The 15,018-nt window shown below is 64.6% G+C and carries 10 protein-coding genes; 6 read left to right on the top strand and 4 right to left on the bottom strand.

The genetic code is table 11. From position 1 onward, the window contains the following. Nucleotides 1–12: 12 nt before the first annotated feature. Complete coding sequence (locus B0G69_RS14250) at nt 13–1,062, bottom strand: LysR family transcriptional regulator (RefSeq protein ID WP_121317875.1); 1,050 nt, start codon at nt 1,060–1,062, stop codon at nt 13–15. Nucleotides 1,063–1,313: 251 nt separating this feature from the next. Here B0G69_RS14250 and B0G69_RS14245 point away from each other — a divergent pair, with 251 nt between their 5' ends. Further along, nucleotides 1,314–1,526 (top strand): hypothetical protein, encoded by a 213-nt coding sequence (locus B0G69_RS14245; protein ID WP_121317873.1) that lies wholly within the window; start codon nt 1,314–1,316, stop codon nt 1,524–1,526. A 149-nt stretch (nt 1,527–1,675) separates the two neighbouring features. Here B0G69_RS14245 and B0G69_RS14240 read toward each other — a convergent pair whose 3' ends face one another. Continuing rightward, nucleotides 1,676–2,293, bottom strand: coding sequence for a TetR/AcrR family transcriptional regulator (locus B0G69_RS14240; RefSeq protein WP_121317871.1), 618 nt, complete (start codon nt 2,291–2,293; stop codon nt 1,676–1,678). 219 nt (nt 2,294–2,512) lie between these two features. Here B0G69_RS14240 and B0G69_RS14235 point away from each other — a divergent pair, with 219 nt between their 5' ends. From B0G69_RS14235 to B0G69_RS14225, 3 genes are read left to right on the top strand one after another with little or no spacing between them, the layout of a single operon-like run. Continuing rightward, nucleotides 2,513–3,655: an efflux RND transporter periplasmic adaptor subunit gene (locus tag B0G69_RS14235; RefSeq protein ID WP_121317869.1), complete on the top strand. Its 1,143-nt coding sequence runs from the start codon at nt 2,513–2,515 to the stop codon at nt 3,653–3,655. Then, nucleotides 3,652–6,780 carry an efflux RND transporter permease subunit gene (locus B0G69_RS14230; protein WP_121317867.1) on the top strand — a complete coding sequence of 1,043 codons (3,129 nt, stop codon included), beginning with the start codon at nt 3,652–3,654 and terminating at the stop codon, nt 6,778–6,780. Before B0G69_RS14235 ends, B0G69_RS14230 begins: the two co-directional genes overlap by 4 nt. Nucleotides 6,781–6,782: 2 nt before the next feature. After that, the gene (locus B0G69_RS14225; protein WP_121317865.1) at nt 6,783–8,294 is read left to right on the top strand and encodes an efflux transporter outer membrane subunit; all 1,512 of its coding nucleotides are present in this window, start codon (nt 6,783–6,785) and stop codon (nt 8,292–8,294) included. A 628-nt stretch (nt 8,295–8,922) separates the two neighbouring features. Here B0G69_RS14225 and B0G69_RS14220 read toward each other — a convergent pair. Together B0G69_RS14220 and B0G69_RS14215 are read right to left on the bottom strand one after the other, a co-directional pair. Continuing rightward, a complete protein-coding gene (locus B0G69_RS14220; RefSeq protein ID WP_121317863.1) occupies nt 8,923–9,801 on the bottom strand; it encodes a lipid A biosynthesis lauroyl acyltransferase in 879 nt (292 codons plus the stop codon). Nucleotides 9,802–10,172: 371 nt separating this feature from the next. Beyond that, nucleotides 10,173–12,671: a penicillin-binding protein 1A gene (locus tag B0G69_RS14215; RefSeq protein ID WP_121317861.1), complete on the bottom strand. Its 2,499-nt coding sequence runs from the start codon at nt 12,669–12,671 to the stop codon at nt 10,173–10,175. A 471-nt stretch (nt 12,672–13,142) separates the two neighbouring features. Here B0G69_RS14215 and B0G69_RS14210 point away from each other — a divergent pair, with 471 nt between their 5' ends. Both B0G69_RS14210 and B0G69_RS14205 read left to right on the top strand, forming a co-directional pair. Then, nucleotides 13,143–13,784 carry a hypothetical protein gene (locus B0G69_RS14210; RefSeq protein WP_121317858.1) on the top strand — a complete coding sequence of 214 codons (642 nt, stop codon included), beginning with the start codon at nt 13,143–13,145 and terminating at the stop codon, nt 13,782–13,784. Nucleotides 13,785–14,327: 543 nt separating this feature from the next. After that, nucleotides 14,328–15,008: a PspA/IM30 family protein gene (locus tag B0G69_RS14205; RefSeq protein ID WP_121317856.1), complete on the top strand. Its 681-nt coding sequence runs from the start codon at nt 14,328–14,330 to the stop codon at nt 15,006–15,008. The last annotated feature ends 10 nt before the right edge of the window (nt 15,009–15,018 follow it).

Genomic DNA, 15,018 nt, shown 5'->3' with positions numbered 1-15,018 from the left:
CCGCGATCACCCTCAAACCTGCGATGCCGCCACGGCGCGCGTGCGCACCGCCTTGGGCACACGGCGCGCCACCTCACGCGGCAACGCCGGCGCCGCCACCTCTTCCCGCTCGGCGAGCACGCCAGCAACCGGATTCGCCACCGTCACGATGCGTGCATCGCGGGCCTGATCGCCGGCCCGCTGGTAATGCTCGACGAGGTGATCGATAAAAGTACGCACCTTCGCCGGCAGATGCAGCCGGCTCGGATAGGCGATCGTAATTTCCACCTGCGGCAAACGGTAATCGCCAAGCAGCGGCACCAGTCGCCCTGACGCCAGATCCCGGCCGATCAGATAGCTCGGCAGAATCGCCACCCCCATGCCCAGCAGCGCGAATTGCCGGAGCATCTCGCTGTTGTTCGCGGCGATCGCGTTGACCGGCCTGACCCGGACTTCACCGTCCGGTCCGCTGAACACGCGCTCCTCGCCGCCCTGCTCGGACGGCCGGCTCAGGCACGGATGCTTCAGCAGATGCTCGGGACGCGTCGGCGTGCCGTGCTGCGCCAGATACGCGGGCGTTGCACACACCGTCATGTAGCCGGTCGTCAGGCGCCGCGTGACGATGCTCGCGCTGCGCATGTGCCGCGCGGCCAGGATGCCGACGTCGAAACTCTCCTCGACCAGGTCGACATGACGATCCGCGAGCGTGACATCCGGCACGACCGCCGGATAGCGCGCGGCGTACGACTGCACCACCGGGGCCAGGCTATTCAGCCCAAACACCACCGGCGCGACGATGCGCAAGGTGCCGACGGGTTCGTGATTGCGCGCCACCACCATCTGCTCGACGCCCTCGAGGTCGTCGAGAATGTGGCGCACGCGTTCAAGATAGGCCTTGCCGGACTCGGTGAGCGACAGCCGGCGCGTGGTCCGATTGAGCAGCCGCGTGCCGAGACGCGCCTCCAGATCGGCCACGTGCCGGGTGACCACCGCGGTGGAAAGATCCAGCGCGCCGGCCGCGCCGACGAAGCTGCCGAGGTCCGCCACTTTGACGAACACGCGCATCGACTGCAGTTGATTCATGGGACGACTCCTGCCTCGGTGAAGCCGGGCCGGCGCAACCCCCGCCTTTGAATACCCGTGCGGCAAGGCGCGCGCGGGTTTGCCCAACGAACCGATTGTATCGGTCTGATCATGTCCCAACCCTGACCTGAACATGACATTCCAGACAGATTGACGAGGCCCTCTGACACTTTTCAACGATTGTTGCAGAATTCGACTAGGTATAAACCCTTAGGAGCTGGTAGCATAGCGGTCGAAAGGAAACTACCGCCATGCCACATCGTTTTCAGCTTTTCGAAAAAATCGCGTTTTCACTGGTCTGCTGGTCCGCCGCGGCCTGCTCGGCTTTCATCGCCTATGAGCGCTGCCCGGATATCAAGGTCGTCCTGCATGCCGGCGCGCAAGTTCTGCGCTATAGCGGTGAGTACTCGTTCGCCTGCGCGGCGCCCGACCCCGACATCTGCGCGCCCCTGCCGAACAACTGAGTTTGATTCGCCGCGAGCGCGGCATCTCAATACAGCAGATACGCCCGCGGTCGTCTGAATTCTCCCGCGCCGGCTCAAGAGCGCCGCGTAGCGGTGCGACCACCTGAACCGGCCTGCCCGCTTGCCCTGTAGCGCGCAAGCCGTGCGGCTCACGCGTCGCGCCCGAACACCACGCGCGAAAAAAATCCCGCCAGCACTGCCTCGGCCTTCTCCGTCGGCACGTTGTGCGGATCGACCGTGTAGAAGAATTGCACGCCGTCGCACAAGCCCATCAAACCGATCGCGAGCGCTTCCGGCTCCATCAGCATCGGCGTGCCGACACGCGCCGAAAATTCGCGGATATAGGCGCTCAACTGCTCGAGCTTCTCGTGCATGAACGCATTGAAGCGCAGCCGGAAGCGGCCGTCGCGCACCGCGAGCAGCTTCGCCTCCACCCACAGCAGGAAACACTTGTTCTCGCGATGCAGGTTGCTGTAGTAACGCAGCACCCGCGCTTCCATCTCCTCACGTGACGCCGCGTTCGCGAAGATGGCCTGCAAATCCGCCTGCATCGTTTCGTGATCGCGCCGCAGCAGTTCGAGAAACAGTTCGCTCTTGCTGCGGAAGTTCGAATAGAACGCGCCGCGCGTATAGCCGGCCGCGGCCGCGATGTCCTCGACGCTCGCCGCGACAAAACCCTTTTTCATGAAAATCGCTTGCGCAGCGTTGAACAGACGCTCGCGCGTCTGGTCCTTGCTTTGCTCACGTGTCAGTCGTTGCCGTTTCATGGCCGCCAGTCTAGCACCGAAAAGAATTCAAATTCACTCCAACATTCAAATACAGGTGTGTATTAGAATGCACGTCACCATTCGAAGTCGGACGCGTATGCCAATTGCATGAACCGGTCTGCGCGTCTTCGCTGGCGGGCCGCTGCGGCTTGCCGTGTTCGTTCGCTGTCTCCAGTTGGGGTAATTGTGAAGCGTCCCGGTCCTCCCGCATCGTCGACGATGCGCCAGCAGTCCCCTCGGCCCATGCGCCGCGCAGCCGGCGCCGTGGCGCTGGCCGCCGTGCTCACGCTGGCGGCGTGCTCGAAAAAAGAAGCAGCGGCCCCCGCGCCGCGTCCCGTGGTGGCCGTCGCCGTGCAGGCGGACGGCAACGGGATGCCGGCAGCGTCCTTGCCCGGTGAAGTGCAGTCGCGCTATTCGACGCCGCTGTCGTTTCGCGTCGGCGGCAAGATCATCGAGCGGCGCGTGCGCCTCGGCGACGCCGTGAAGAGCGGCCAGATCGTCGCCCTGCTCGACCCGGCCGATGCGCAAAAGAACGCGGCCAGCGCACAGGCGCAACTCGAAGCCGCCCAGCACGGCCTCGTGTTCGCGAAGCAGCAACTCGATCGCGACCAGGCGCAGGCGAAGGAAAACCTGATCGCGCCGGCACAGCTCGAACAGACCACCAATGCCTACGCGTCCGCGCTCGCGCAGCGCGACCAGGCCGCGCAACAGGCCGCACTCGCGAAGAACCAGTTGCAGTACACGACGCTCGTCGCCGCTCACGCGGGCGTCATCACGGCGGAACAGGCCGACACCGGGCAGAACGTGTCCGCTGGCCAGGCTGTCTACAACCTCGCATGGAGCGGCGACATCGACGTGCTCTGCGACGTGCCGGAAAGCTCGCTCGCGGCATTCGCGGTCGGGCATCGCGCCAACGTCACGCTCGCCGCGCTGCCGGGACGCAAGTTCGCGGCGCGCGTGCGCGAACTCTCGCCCGCCGCCGACCCGCAAAGCCGCACGTGGCGCGCGCGGCTCACGCTCGACAATCCTGGCCCGGACGTGCGTCTCGGCATGACCGCCGATGTCGCGCCGCTTGCCTCGTCGCAGGCGAACGGCGCGACGCGGCAGAACGGCTTTGTCACGCTACCCGCCACCGCACTGTTCCACGAAGGCCGCGAGCCGGCCGTGTGGGTCGTGCGCAATACCGACAACGCGCTGGAACTGCGCCGCGTAACGGTGACGCGCTATACCGAGCGCACCGTCGTGATCGGCGAGGGGCTCAAGGACGGCGAACGCGTCGTGCTGCAAGGCGTGCATACCGTGACCGCCGGCGAAAAAGTCCGCGTGATCGCACCGCTGCACCCCGAGGACTTCGCTTCATGAGCACGGCCCATGAACATGAAGAAGGACGCTTCAACCTGTCCGCCTGGGCGCTGCGTCATCAGGCGCTCGTCGTTTTTCTGATCGCGCTCGCCACCGCGTTCGGCATCCTCGCCTATACGCGGCTCGCGCAGTCCGAAGACCCGCCGTTTACGTTCCGCGTGATGGTGATCCGCACCTACTGGCCCGGCGCCACCGCGCGGCAGGTGCAGGAACAGGTGACCGACCGCATCGGCCGCAAGTTGCAGGAGACGCCCGCCGTCGATTTCATCCGCAGCTATTCGCGCCCCGGCGAGTCGTTGATATTCTTCACGATGAAAGACTCGGCGCCGGTGCGCGACGTGCCCGAGACCTGGTATCAGGTGCGCAAGAAAGTCGGCGACATCGCGGGGACCTTGCCTCAAGGCATACAAGGCCCGTTCTTCAACGATGAATTCGGCGACGTCTACACCAACATCTATACGCTCGAAGGCGACGGTTTTTCCGCCGCGCAGCTGCACGATTACGCGGACCAGTTGCGCACGGTGCTGCTGCGCGTGCCGGGCGTCGGCAAGGTCGATTACTTCGGCGACCCCGACCAGCACATCTACATCGAGATCGCCAACACGCAGCTCACCCGTCTGGGCATCTCGCCGCAGCAGCTCGGCCAGGCGATCGACGCGCAGAACAGCGTCGCGCCGTCGGGCACGCTGACCACCACCGACGACCGCGTGTTCGTGCGCCCCAGCGGCCAGTTCAAGGACGTCGCCGCACTCGCCGACACGCTGATCCGCATCAACAACCGCACGTTCCGTCTCGGCGACATCGCGACGATCAAACGCGGCTACGACGATCCGGTCGTCACGCAAATGCGCTTCGGCGGCAAGGCGGTGCTTGGCATCGGCGTGACGATGCAACCGGGCGGCGACGTGATCCGCCTCGGCAAAGCGCTCGATCAACAGATGGCGCAATTGCGTCAAGCGTTGCCCGCCGGTCTGCAACTCGTCGAGGTGTCGAGCATGCCGCATGCGGTCGCGCGCTCGGTCGACGACTTCCTCGAAGCCGTCGCCGAAGCCGTCGCGATCGTGCTGGTGGTGAGCCTCGTATCGCTCGGCGTGCGTACCGGCATGGTGGTCGTGATCTCGATCCCGGTGGTGCTCGCCGTCACCGCGCTGTGCATGTATCTGTTCGACATCGGTTTGCACAAGGTGTCGCTCGGCACGCTGGTGCTCGCGCTAGGGCTCCTCGTCGACGACGCGATCATCGCGGTCGAGATGATGTCGGTGAAGCTCGAGCAAGGCTGGAACCGCACGCGCGCGGCGGCCTTCGCGTACACCAGCACCGCGTTTCCGATGCTGACCGGCACGCTCGTGACCGTCTCCGGTTTCCTGCCGATCGCACTGGCGAAATCGAGCACCGGCGAATACACGCGCTCGATCTTCGAAGTGTCGGCGATTGCGCTGATCGCGTCGTGGCTCGCGGCGGTCGTGCTGATTCCGCTGCTCGGCTATCACCTGCTGCCCGAGCGCAAACGTCAGGCGCACGAAGCGGAAGACCACGAGCACGACATCTACGACACGCGCTTCTATAAGCGTCTGCGTGGCTGGATCGGCTGGTGCATCGAGCGGCGTTTCGTTGTACTGGCGATTACCGTCATACTGTTCGTGCTGGCCATGGCGGGTTTCACGCTGGTGCCGCAGCAGTTCTTCCCGAGCTCGGACCGCCCCGAGTTGCTGGTGGATGTGCGGCTGCCCGAAGGCGCGTCGTTCGAAGCGACGTTGCGCCAGGCACAGAGGCTCGAAAAAGCGCTGGTGGGCCGCCCGGAAATCGATCATACGGTGAGCTTCGTCGGCACCGGCGCGCCGCGCTTCTATCTGCCGCTCGATCAGCAATTGCCGCAGCCCAATTTCGCGCAGTTCGTGATCACCGCGAAGTCGGTGAAGGATCGCGAAAAGCTCGCGCAGTGGCTCGAACCGGAACTGCGCAACAACTTCCCGGCGATCCGCACGCGCCTGTCGCGGCTCGAGAACGGGCCGCCGGTCGGCTATCCGGTGCAGTTGCGCGTGAGCGGCGACGACATCGCGACCGTGCGCTCGATCGCCGAACGCGTCGCCGCCACCATGCGCGCCGATCGCGGCACCCGCAACGTCCAGTTCGATTGGGACGAGCCGGCCGAGCGCTCGGTGCGTTTCGAGGTCGACCAGAAACGGGCCCGCGAACTCGGCGTAAGCTCCGAAGACATTTCGAGCTTCCTCGCGATGACACTCTCCGGCTACACCGTCACGCAGTATCGCGAGCGCGACAAGCTGATCAGCGTCGATCTGCGTGCGCCGCGCGCGGAGCGCGTCGACCCGTCGAAACTCCTCGCGCTGGCGATGCCCACGCCGAACGGCGCCGTGCCGCTCGGCACGCTCGGCCATCTGCGCGACGATCTGGAGTACGGCGTGATCTGGGAGCGCGACCGCCAGCCGACCATCACCGTGCAATCCGACGTGTCGCCGGGCGCGCAAGGCATCGACGTCACCCACTCGGTGGACCGCGCGCTCGCGCAGATTCGCGCGACGCTGCCGGTCGGCTACCGGATCGAAGTCGGCGGCTCGGTCGAGGAAAGCGGCAAGGGCCAGGCGTCGATCAACGCGCAGATTCCGATCATGGTGATTGCCGTGCTAACCCTGCTGATGGTTCAGTTGCAGAGCTTCGCGCGCGTGCTGATGGTCGTGCTGACCGCACCGCTCGGCCTGATCGGCGTGGTGCTCACGCTGCTGCTGTTCGGCCAGCCGTTCGGCTTCGTCGCGATGCTCGGCGTGATCGCGATGTTCGGCATCATCATGCGCAACTCGGTGATTCTGGTCGATCAGATCGAGCAGGACATCGCATCCGGGCATAAGCGTTTCGACGCGATCGTCGGCGCGACCGTGCGGCGTTTCCGGCCGATCACGCTGACCGCGGCCGCCGCCGTGCTCGCGCTGATTCCGCTGTTGCGCTCGAACTTCTTCGGCCCAATGGCGACCGCGCTGATGGGCGGCATCACGAGCGCAACCATCCTCACGCTGTTCTATCTGCCCGCGTTGTACGCCGCATCGTTCAGGGTGCGCGGCGACGAGCGCGAGCCGCAGACGCCGTCCGGTGCGACGCATACGGGGAATTGAGCATGGCTACTCCTACACTCTCCCGCTATCCACGCCTCGGTGCGCTCGCCCTCGCCGCCTGCGCGCTCGGCGCCTGCTCGTTCGGGCCGAGCGGTGAGCCGCCCGCGATGCCGCAGCCGGCGCACTACGGCGCCGAGGCGCAGCCGGCGCAGACGGCGCCCGCGCAAGGCGTCACGCAGCAGTTCGTGGTCGGCGCGCAGGCGGTGCCCGAATGGTGGAAGCTGTATCAATCGGATGCGTTGGACGCGCTGGTCGACGAAGGCTTGCGCAACAGCCCCACGCTTGCCGCGACCGACAGCAGTCTCGCCGCGGCGCGCGAGCAGTTGCGCGCGCAGATCGGCAGTTCGATGCTGCCGACCATCGACGCGGGCGGCCAGGCGACCCGCAATCGCGCGCTGGCGATCCCCGAGATCGGCCCCAACACGTTCCTGTACAACATCTTCGTCGGTCAATTGCAGGCGCACTACACGTTCGACCTGTTCGGCGCCGCGCGTCTGGCCGATGCGGCGCTTGCCGCACGCGTGAACGTGCAGGCCTATCAGTTCGACGCCGCGCGCCGTGCGCTGGCCGCCAACATCGTCACGGCGACGATCACCAGCGCCGCCCTGCATGCGCAGATCGACACCACCGAGCGGCTCGTGACGCTCGCCAACGATCAGGCGCGCGACACCCAGCGGCGCTATGCGCTCGGCGCGGTCTCGCACGCCGATCTGTTGAGCGCGCAGCAGAGCGCGGCGAGTCTGGCGGCGAGCTTGCCGGGTTTGCAGCAGCAATGGCTGAGCACGCGTCACGCGTTGGCCGTGCTGCTCGGCCGCACGCCGGACGCGGCGCCGGACGATCTCGATCTCGCACGGCTGCATCTGCCCGAGCAGGTGCCGGTCGTGGTGCCCTCGGAGCTGTTGCGCTCACGGCCCGACATTCAGGCCGCCGACGCCGCGGTGAAGGCTGCGGCGGCCGACGTCGGCGTCGCGACGGCGCAGATGTTCCCGAGCCTGTCGCTGAGCGCGTCGATGGGACAAGGCGGGTTTAGCTGGCCTGTGGCACTGTCCGGCGCGGGGGCGATATGGAGCATTGGCGCATCGTTGTCGCAGCCGCTCTTCCATGGCGGCGCACTGCTGGCGCAGCGGCGCGCGGCGCAAGCCACGTACGACGCCACCATCTCGCAGTACAGGCAGACGGTGCTGGCCGCGTTCCAGAACGTCGCCGATACGCTCGCCGCGTTGGAGCACGACGCGCAGGCGCTCGACTCGGCGAATGCCGCCGCGCGTTCGGCTCAGGGGATTTTCGAAGAGACGTCGGGACGCTACCGGCTGGGCGCGTTGCCGCTTGCGTCGACGCGCTCGAGCGAGCAGCAGTTTCGCAACGCCCAGCTCGATGAGATCCGCTATACGAGCGCCCGTTTGACGGATACGGCGGCGCTGTTTCAGGCGATGGGCAATCCGCCGGTCGAGGCGGCGGCGTCAGCTGCCGCGGCGTCCTCAACGTCGGCTGCGAATGCGGGCGTGTCCAACTAAACCTGGGATTCCGTACGGTGAGCCGCGAAGTTATCCCCAGTTTATGTTGAAGAGCCTGTTGAAAACTATCTGACAAGCGGACTAACACGTTGAATGTGCTGGAGTTTGTGGGGGCGGTACGGAATGAACCAGTAGTCGTTGGGCACTGGCATTTACTGGCGATGAGGCAGTCGGCATGCCTCATCGTTATCCCCAGTTTATGTTGAAAGGGCTGTTGATAACCCTTGGGCGGCACACTTAAGTGCTTGAAGCGAATCGGTTTGCGAGGTGAGGTGCAACGGGATGCAATACTCCGCGAACAGTTCGCGGAGTACACGCCGGGAACCCGTCAAAAAGTCCGTCGTACGTTCGAACTGCACCTTTTGTACGTGTCGTCTAGCGGTGATCCACACCACCTCGTGATTCGCGACGGTTCATTGACGCAATAGTGGTTGGACAGATTGATTGAAGTGTTTCCCCGTGCGTTTGCGAAACAGGTCGACGTTCCTTGTATCGCTGCCGATCTAACGTAAAGAGGGGTGGATACGCCATTTCCGCCGACACTGATCGCCGCAGGCCCACCCTCGCTCCGACACCACCGCACATCGTCCATCACCGCCAGGGATAGAAACCAAAAAAAACCGCAACCTCAATAAACCCCCGCCTCTCCCGCCGGCCGATTTTTAAACCGCTTATGCACCCAATAATATTGATCAGGAATCCGTCTTACCTGTGTCTCGAGAAACTCGGTGATCCGCCGCGCATCGACCGAGACATCATCGGACGGGAAATTGCTTAGCGCATCGAAAATGGTCAGCTTGTACCCACGATAATCCGGCAGCACCTCGGTCACAAACGGCACGACCCGTGCATTGCCCGCGCGCGCCATCCGCGATACCGACGTCAGCGTGCAGGCCGGTACGCCGAAAAACGGCACGAATACCGAATCGCGCAAGCCAAAATCCATATCGGCGGCCAGCATCACCGGCTTGCCTTCGCGCAACGCGCGCAGCGCTCGCCGCACGCTGTCGCTGCGCGGAATCATCTCCGTGCCGAAGCGGCCGCGCTGCCGCTTGGCCATCGCGTCGAGCAGCAGGTTCGACATCGGCGTATAGAGCGAGGCGACCGGATGGCGCGTCGAATACATCATGCATCCCGCCTCGATGCCGACGAAATGGAAACCGACGAAAATGGTCGGCTGCGACGAGACCTCCGCGAGATCGATCGCGCTATCCACTTCGACGAGGCGCGCGAGCGCCTGCGCATTGCCGAACCATTGCGGCCCGCGCTCGACGTAGCTGCGGATCACGTGGCAAAAGTGCGCGCGCGCCAGACGCTCGCGCGCTTCGTCGCTCATGTCCGGGAAGCACAGCTTCAGATTGGTGTGCACGACGCGCCGGCGCGTGCTTGGAATCCGGTACAGCAAGGCGCCGATGCCGGTGCCGACCCGCGCGACCACCCCATAGGGCAGGAACGCGAACACGCGCAGCAGAGCCGTCGCCAGACAGATGAGAATTCGACTTTTCAACGCGGAGACCCGGTGGATGCTGGATGACGAACACACCGGCCGCGGCAACCTCGGGGTTGCCAACGATCGACGTGACATGCGCGCGCGTCAAACCGGGTCTCGCGCTGCGCTTTGAGGGGGACGTCTCGCTCGCGGCAAGACGTGGCGCTGTGGTGCTGTGGTGCTGTGCTGTGGTGCGTTGCCGCTTGTGAAAAGCACCGGAAGCGTGATTAAAACATACTGCCGACCACGCACGCAGAATCGGTTGGAATGAACGGAAGGAGAGCGTCCGGAATACGTTACCCAGACGGGCTCGAACACAATCGGGCCGTGCCTTCCCTACTCTTTCACACGCGCGTGCGCGGGCCACCCGGCTCGCGCACGCAGGTCCGTCAAGGCTTGTTCGACTCGAACAGATCCATGATCTGCTTCTTCTCGTTCGACGATACGCTCGGCGGCGGCACCGTCGGCGGCGTCATGCCCGCCGGTCCCACGCCGCCCACCGCGTCGGTACCGGCCACCGGGTTCGCCGAATCCAGCCCGATGCTCGCGACGAAGCCGTTGCCCGGCATCATGTCGGTGAAGAACAGTTCGCCGTCGACCGCGGTCACGCCCGGCGGCTGCTGCGGTTCGGCTTGCGGCACGCCGCGCAGCGCGCGCTGCATGTACTCGATCCAGATCGGCAACGCGAGCTGCGCGCCGAATTCGCGGCTGCCGAGGGACTTCGGCTGGTCGTAGCCCATCCACGCGACCGCCACCAGCGACTGCTGATAGCCGGCGAACCAGCCATCCTTCGCGTCGTTGGTCGTACCCGTCTTGCCTTGCAGGTCCGAACGGTGCAGCACGTTGGTGCCGGCGCCGGTACCGGCCGTCGCCACCGAATGCAGCAGGCTGTTCATGACGTAGGCGTTGCGCGGCTCGAGCGTGCGCGGCGCGTCACGCCCGGCCGTCAGGGGCTGCGCTTTCGACAGCGGCTCGCCGCGCGCGTCCGTGACCTCGTTGATCAGATACGGGTTGATCCGGTAGCCGCCGTTCGCAAACACCGAGTACGCGCCCGCCGACTGCAGCGGCGTGACGAGACCGGCACCGAGCGCCATCGGCAGATACGGCGGGGTCTTGTCGGCGTCGAAACCGAAACGCTGCGTGACGAAGTCCTGCGCGTACTTGGTGCCGATGAACGACAGGATGCGGATCGACACCAGGTTCTTCGACTTCTCCAACGCGAGCCGCATCGGCATCGGACCGTCCGGCTGGTCGTCGTCCTTCGGCTCCCATGCGTCGCCGCCCGGCGTGCTGGCGGGGAAATACAGCGGCGCGTCGTTGATGATCGTCGCCGGTCCCACGCCCTTGTCGAGCGCCGCCGAATAGATGAACGGCTTGAAGCTCGAACCCGGCTGACGCCATGCCTGCGTGACGTGATTGAACTTGTTCTTGTTGAAGTCGAACCCGCCCACCAGCGCGCGGATCGCGCCGTCCTGCGGCGTGAGCGACACAAGCGCGCCTTCCACCTGCGGCAGTTGAGTGATCTGCCAGTTGCCCTTGTCGTCGGCGACGAGACGCACGATCGAGCCCGGCTTGATCTTCGTGGCCGCCGTCGCGCGCGCGCTTAGCGCGGTCGCGACGAAGCGCAGGCCGTCTGCGCCGATCGTCACCTGGGTGCCGTCCACCAGTTGCGCCTTTACCTGCTTCGGGCTTGCATCCGTCACCACCGCGGCGATGATCTCGCCGTTGTCCGGATGATCGGTGAGCGCGTCGTCGATGGTCTGATCGCGCTCGTCGCCCGGCGCGGGCAGTTGCACGAAGCCTTCCGGCCCGCGATAGCCGTGACGCCGCTCGTAATCCATCACGCCCTTGCGCACCGCGCGGTACGCGGCGTCCTGATCGGCCGAATCGATCGTCGTGGTGACGTTCAGACCGCGCGTATAAGTTTCGTCCTTGTACTGCGCGTACATCATCTGCCGAACCATTTCGGCGATGTACTCCGCGTGCACGCTGTATTCGTTGCCCGGGTTCTTCGTGTGAATCTCTTCCTTCACGGCCTGCTCGTACTGCTCCTGGCTGATGTATTTCAGCTCGAGCATGCGCTTCAGGATGTACTCCTGACGGATCTTCGCGCGCTTCGGATTGACCACCGGGTTATACGCGGACGGCGCCTTCGGCAAGCCGGCCAGCATCGCGGCTTGCGCCAGCGTGATGTCTTTCAGATCTTTGCCGAAGTACACGCGCGCGGCAGACGCGAAGCCATACGCGCGCTCGCCCAGATAGATCTGGTTCATGTACAACTCGAGAATCTGATCTTTCGTGAGCGCGCGCTCGATCTTGTAGGCAAGCAGCATCTCGTAGATCTTGCGCGTATAGGTCTTCTCGCTCGACAGGAAGAAGTTGCGCGCCACCTGCATCGTGATCGTGCTCGCGCCTTGCGAGGCGCCGCCGTGCATCAGATCCGATACGCCGGCGCGCAGAATGCCGACGAAGTCGACGCCGCCGTGTTCGTAAAAGCGGTAGTCCTCGATTGCGAGCACCGCTTTCTTCATCTGGTCGGGAATGTCCTGAAAGCGCACGAGGCTGCGCCGCTCCTCGCCGAATTCACCAATCAGCACGTGGTCCGCGGTATAGATCCGCAGCGGCACTTTCGGACGGTAGTCGGTCAACACGTCGAGCGACGGCAGTTGCGGCCCCATCACCACCAGCGCATAGCCGACGATCAGCGCACCCACCACCGCGACAGTGGCGAGGAGCCCCACGAACCAGACGGCAAGCCTCGCGCCGAAAGAACGGCGGCCGGCCTCGGCATCGCGCGAAGCGGCATTGCGTCCTGGAGTGCGTTGGTGGGAATCCCGGTCTTCACCGGACGGAGAATGGGAGGAATGCGGTCGTTTGATGATTGGCATGACTGGAATAGTGGGCGCCTGAAGCACGCCTGTCTGCCCGCGCTCGCGGCGCGCGCATGGGTGGTGATCGAACCTCGTAGCCAGAGGCGTAAGCCACCGCGCAGCCGCTTGCCCCCGGCCGGCCGCACGGCACGCCTGGGACCATGTCCGGCGCAACGTAACAGAGCATTTTAAAGAAATCAAGCCGCCATCAAGCCAGTTTTTTTGTAAGAATTCCCTTCGCGCCGTGGCCACCGGGCGTTTTGGGCGTTACGCCCGGGTTATCAACAGAAAACGGGGAAAGGCCTGTGGACAAAGCCCCTGGAAACGCCACAACTCGTTGATGTCACGGGATTTTAATGTCGCGCCCGTTTCGCATCGGTGCAACTCGTCATATGATGGTTCCGGCGCGTGCAACGATACCGGTGCGCGCGCTGGCGTCTACCGGATAACGCCTTGACCCGCCCATGCCAACAAGTATGCGAGCCAACCATGAACAAGCCGAGCGAACGCATCGTCGTATTCGTGACGACCGCGCAGAAACGCGCGATCACCTCCACCGCCGAGAATCTGGGCATTAGCGTCAGCGAGCTGATGCGGCGCGCCGTGCTGAGCTTCGGCGCGACCAGCGAGCAGGTGAAGGCCGCGAGCATCGTCGACCGGTTGCGCGCGCCGCGCGCGCCCGATGCGCTCGACGCGGCGCTGCAACGCGTGGCGCGCGGCACGCGCTACGCACGTGCCGCATTGCCGGCGGCGTTGCAGACACGCGTGGACGGGGCCCCGCCCCAAGCCGCAGGCGCAGCCGCAGACTCTACCGGTTCAACGGGTCACGAGCGTTCGTCGCGCGCCGCGGATGCATTGCCACGCGCGTCTGGCGGCGAACCCGCTCCGCTGCTGCCGGCGGGCCTCGCAGCCGCCCTCGCCGCGGAAGCCGATCTGGAAGCCGCGGCCACCGCCGAGGCGGTGGCGCGAGTCGCCGAAGCGAAAGCGGCAGCCGAAAAAGCTTCGGCGCCACAGCCATCCGAGATGGAAACGCCGTTGCGTAACGTGCTGAAGCGCCCACGCATCGACAAGCCGCGCGACGACGACGAACCGAGCGGCGACCCGAGCACCGAAGGCGGCCGCTTCGCGTAAAACAACGGCGTATAGCGCATTTCGTGGCATACCCGTTGCATATCGTTACATTAACGCGATTCAAATGGACGAGCTTTCGGCATTGCAAGCTTCGGACACGTGAATCGCAATCTGCTCAATGAAAAAAGCGTCTGACATTTGCGTCATTCGCATCGTTAAAGCCGCCCGGTATGAATGCGCCACGCCTCACACGCAGGCCCGACCGGACATGGCGGATAGCCCCTTTTACTCACTTCCCCCTCACCTGCCGCGCCCCGGGCGAGGCAATGAGTCATTGCGCCCCGCCAGCCGTTTTTAAGAGGACGCGTGGTGTATATTCGCGGTCAAGTCGAAGACTCCTCGCACGATTTAACCTTTGAAACTATTCGCCGTTTTAACCTTCAAACCGGACAATTCACGGCATCGCTATTGCAATTGGCGAGCGCGCCCCGAACTCCAGTCCGGACGTTTGCGCAGCTCCGTGCGCAGCGGCGTAAAGTAGCAGTGAAAAGCAGTTAAGCGCGCGGGATTTTTCAGCGCCAACACCATTCTTTGGAGGTTTTCATGTCGCTTTTTGACAGCATTTCGCGCACGCTCAAAGGTCTCCTGAACGACGCGGCCGACTCCGTGCAGGATCCGTCGCGCGACTCGCGCCAGATCGTGCGCGAACTCGACGAAAGCATCGGCAAAGCCGAGAACTCGCTGATCGAGATTCAGGCGCAAGTGGCCACACAGCAAAGCAAGCGCGATGTTGCCGCGGACAAGGCGAAGAAGTACGAAGACGGCGCGAAGCGCGCGCTGCAATCCGGCGACGAAGCGCTCGCCCGTGAAGCCCTCGGCGCGCAGGCGACAGCCGAAGCCGAACGCGATGCGTTGACGAAGGAACTGACCACGCTCGAGCCGTCGGTCGCGCAGTTGAAGAGCCAGATCGAAGACATGCGCAGCCGCCGCAACGACCTGAACGCGCGTTCCAACATCCTGCAGGCGAAGCAGCAGATCGCCGAAGCGAAAGACGTCGCGGCTACCGCATTGGGCGGCATCGGCGGCAAGAATCTTTCCGAAGATTTCCAGAAGCTCGAAGACAAGGTGGGATTGTCGAATGCCCGCTCTGACGCCCGTCTGAATTCCGCCGACGTGAAGAGTGGCAAGGCCCTCGACGACAAGCTCGCAGATTTGAACCGCGGCCCGTCCGTCGAAGATCGTCTGGAAGCATTGAAGAAGCAGCTCAACACGCCGGCCCAGTAATTGCACGGCA

This window comes from Paraburkholderia sp. RAU2J (assembly GCF_003634845.1).
GTDB lineage: Bacteria > Pseudomonadota > Gammaproteobacteria > Burkholderiales > Burkholderiaceae > Paraburkholderia > Paraburkholderia fynbosensis.
This window is presented reverse-complemented; position numbering and strand designations above follow the sequence as displayed.

Excerpts from the sequence above, each read along its gene's own strand:
- B0G69_RS14205 (WP_121317856.1), top strand. The coding sequence starts at position 14,328 with ATGTCGCTTTTTGACAGCATTTCGCGCACGCTCAAAGGTCTCCTGAAC.
- B0G69_RS14245 (WP_121317873.1), top strand. The coding sequence starts at position 1,314 with ATGCCACATCGTTTTCAGCTTTTCGAAAAAATCGCGTTTTCACTGGTC.
- B0G69_RS14250 (WP_121317875.1), bottom strand. The coding sequence starts at position 1,062 with ATGAATCAACTGCAGTCGATGCGCGTGTTCGTCAAAGTGGCGGACCTC.
- B0G69_RS14240 (WP_121317871.1), bottom strand. The coding sequence starts at position 2,293 with ATGAAACGGCAACGACTGACACGTGAGCAAAGCAAGGACCAGACGCGC.
- B0G69_RS14230 (WP_121317867.1), top strand. The coding sequence starts at position 3,652 with ATGAGCACGGCCCATGAACATGAAGAAGGACGCTTCAACCTGTCCGCC.
- B0G69_RS14225 (WP_121317865.1), top strand. The coding sequence starts at position 6,783 with ATGGCTACTCCTACACTCTCCCGCTATCCACGCCTCGGTGCGCTCGCC.
- B0G69_RS14215 (WP_121317861.1), bottom strand. The coding sequence starts at position 12,671 with ATGCCAATCATCAAACGACCGCATTCCTCCCATTCTCCGTCCGGTGAA.
- B0G69_RS14235 (WP_121317869.1), top strand. The coding sequence starts at position 2,513 with ATGCGCCAGCAGTCCCCTCGGCCCATGCGCCGCGCAGCCGGCGCCGTG.
- B0G69_RS14210 (WP_121317858.1), top strand. The coding sequence starts at position 13,143 with ATGAACAAGCCGAGCGAACGCATCGTCGTATTCGTGACGACCGCGCAG.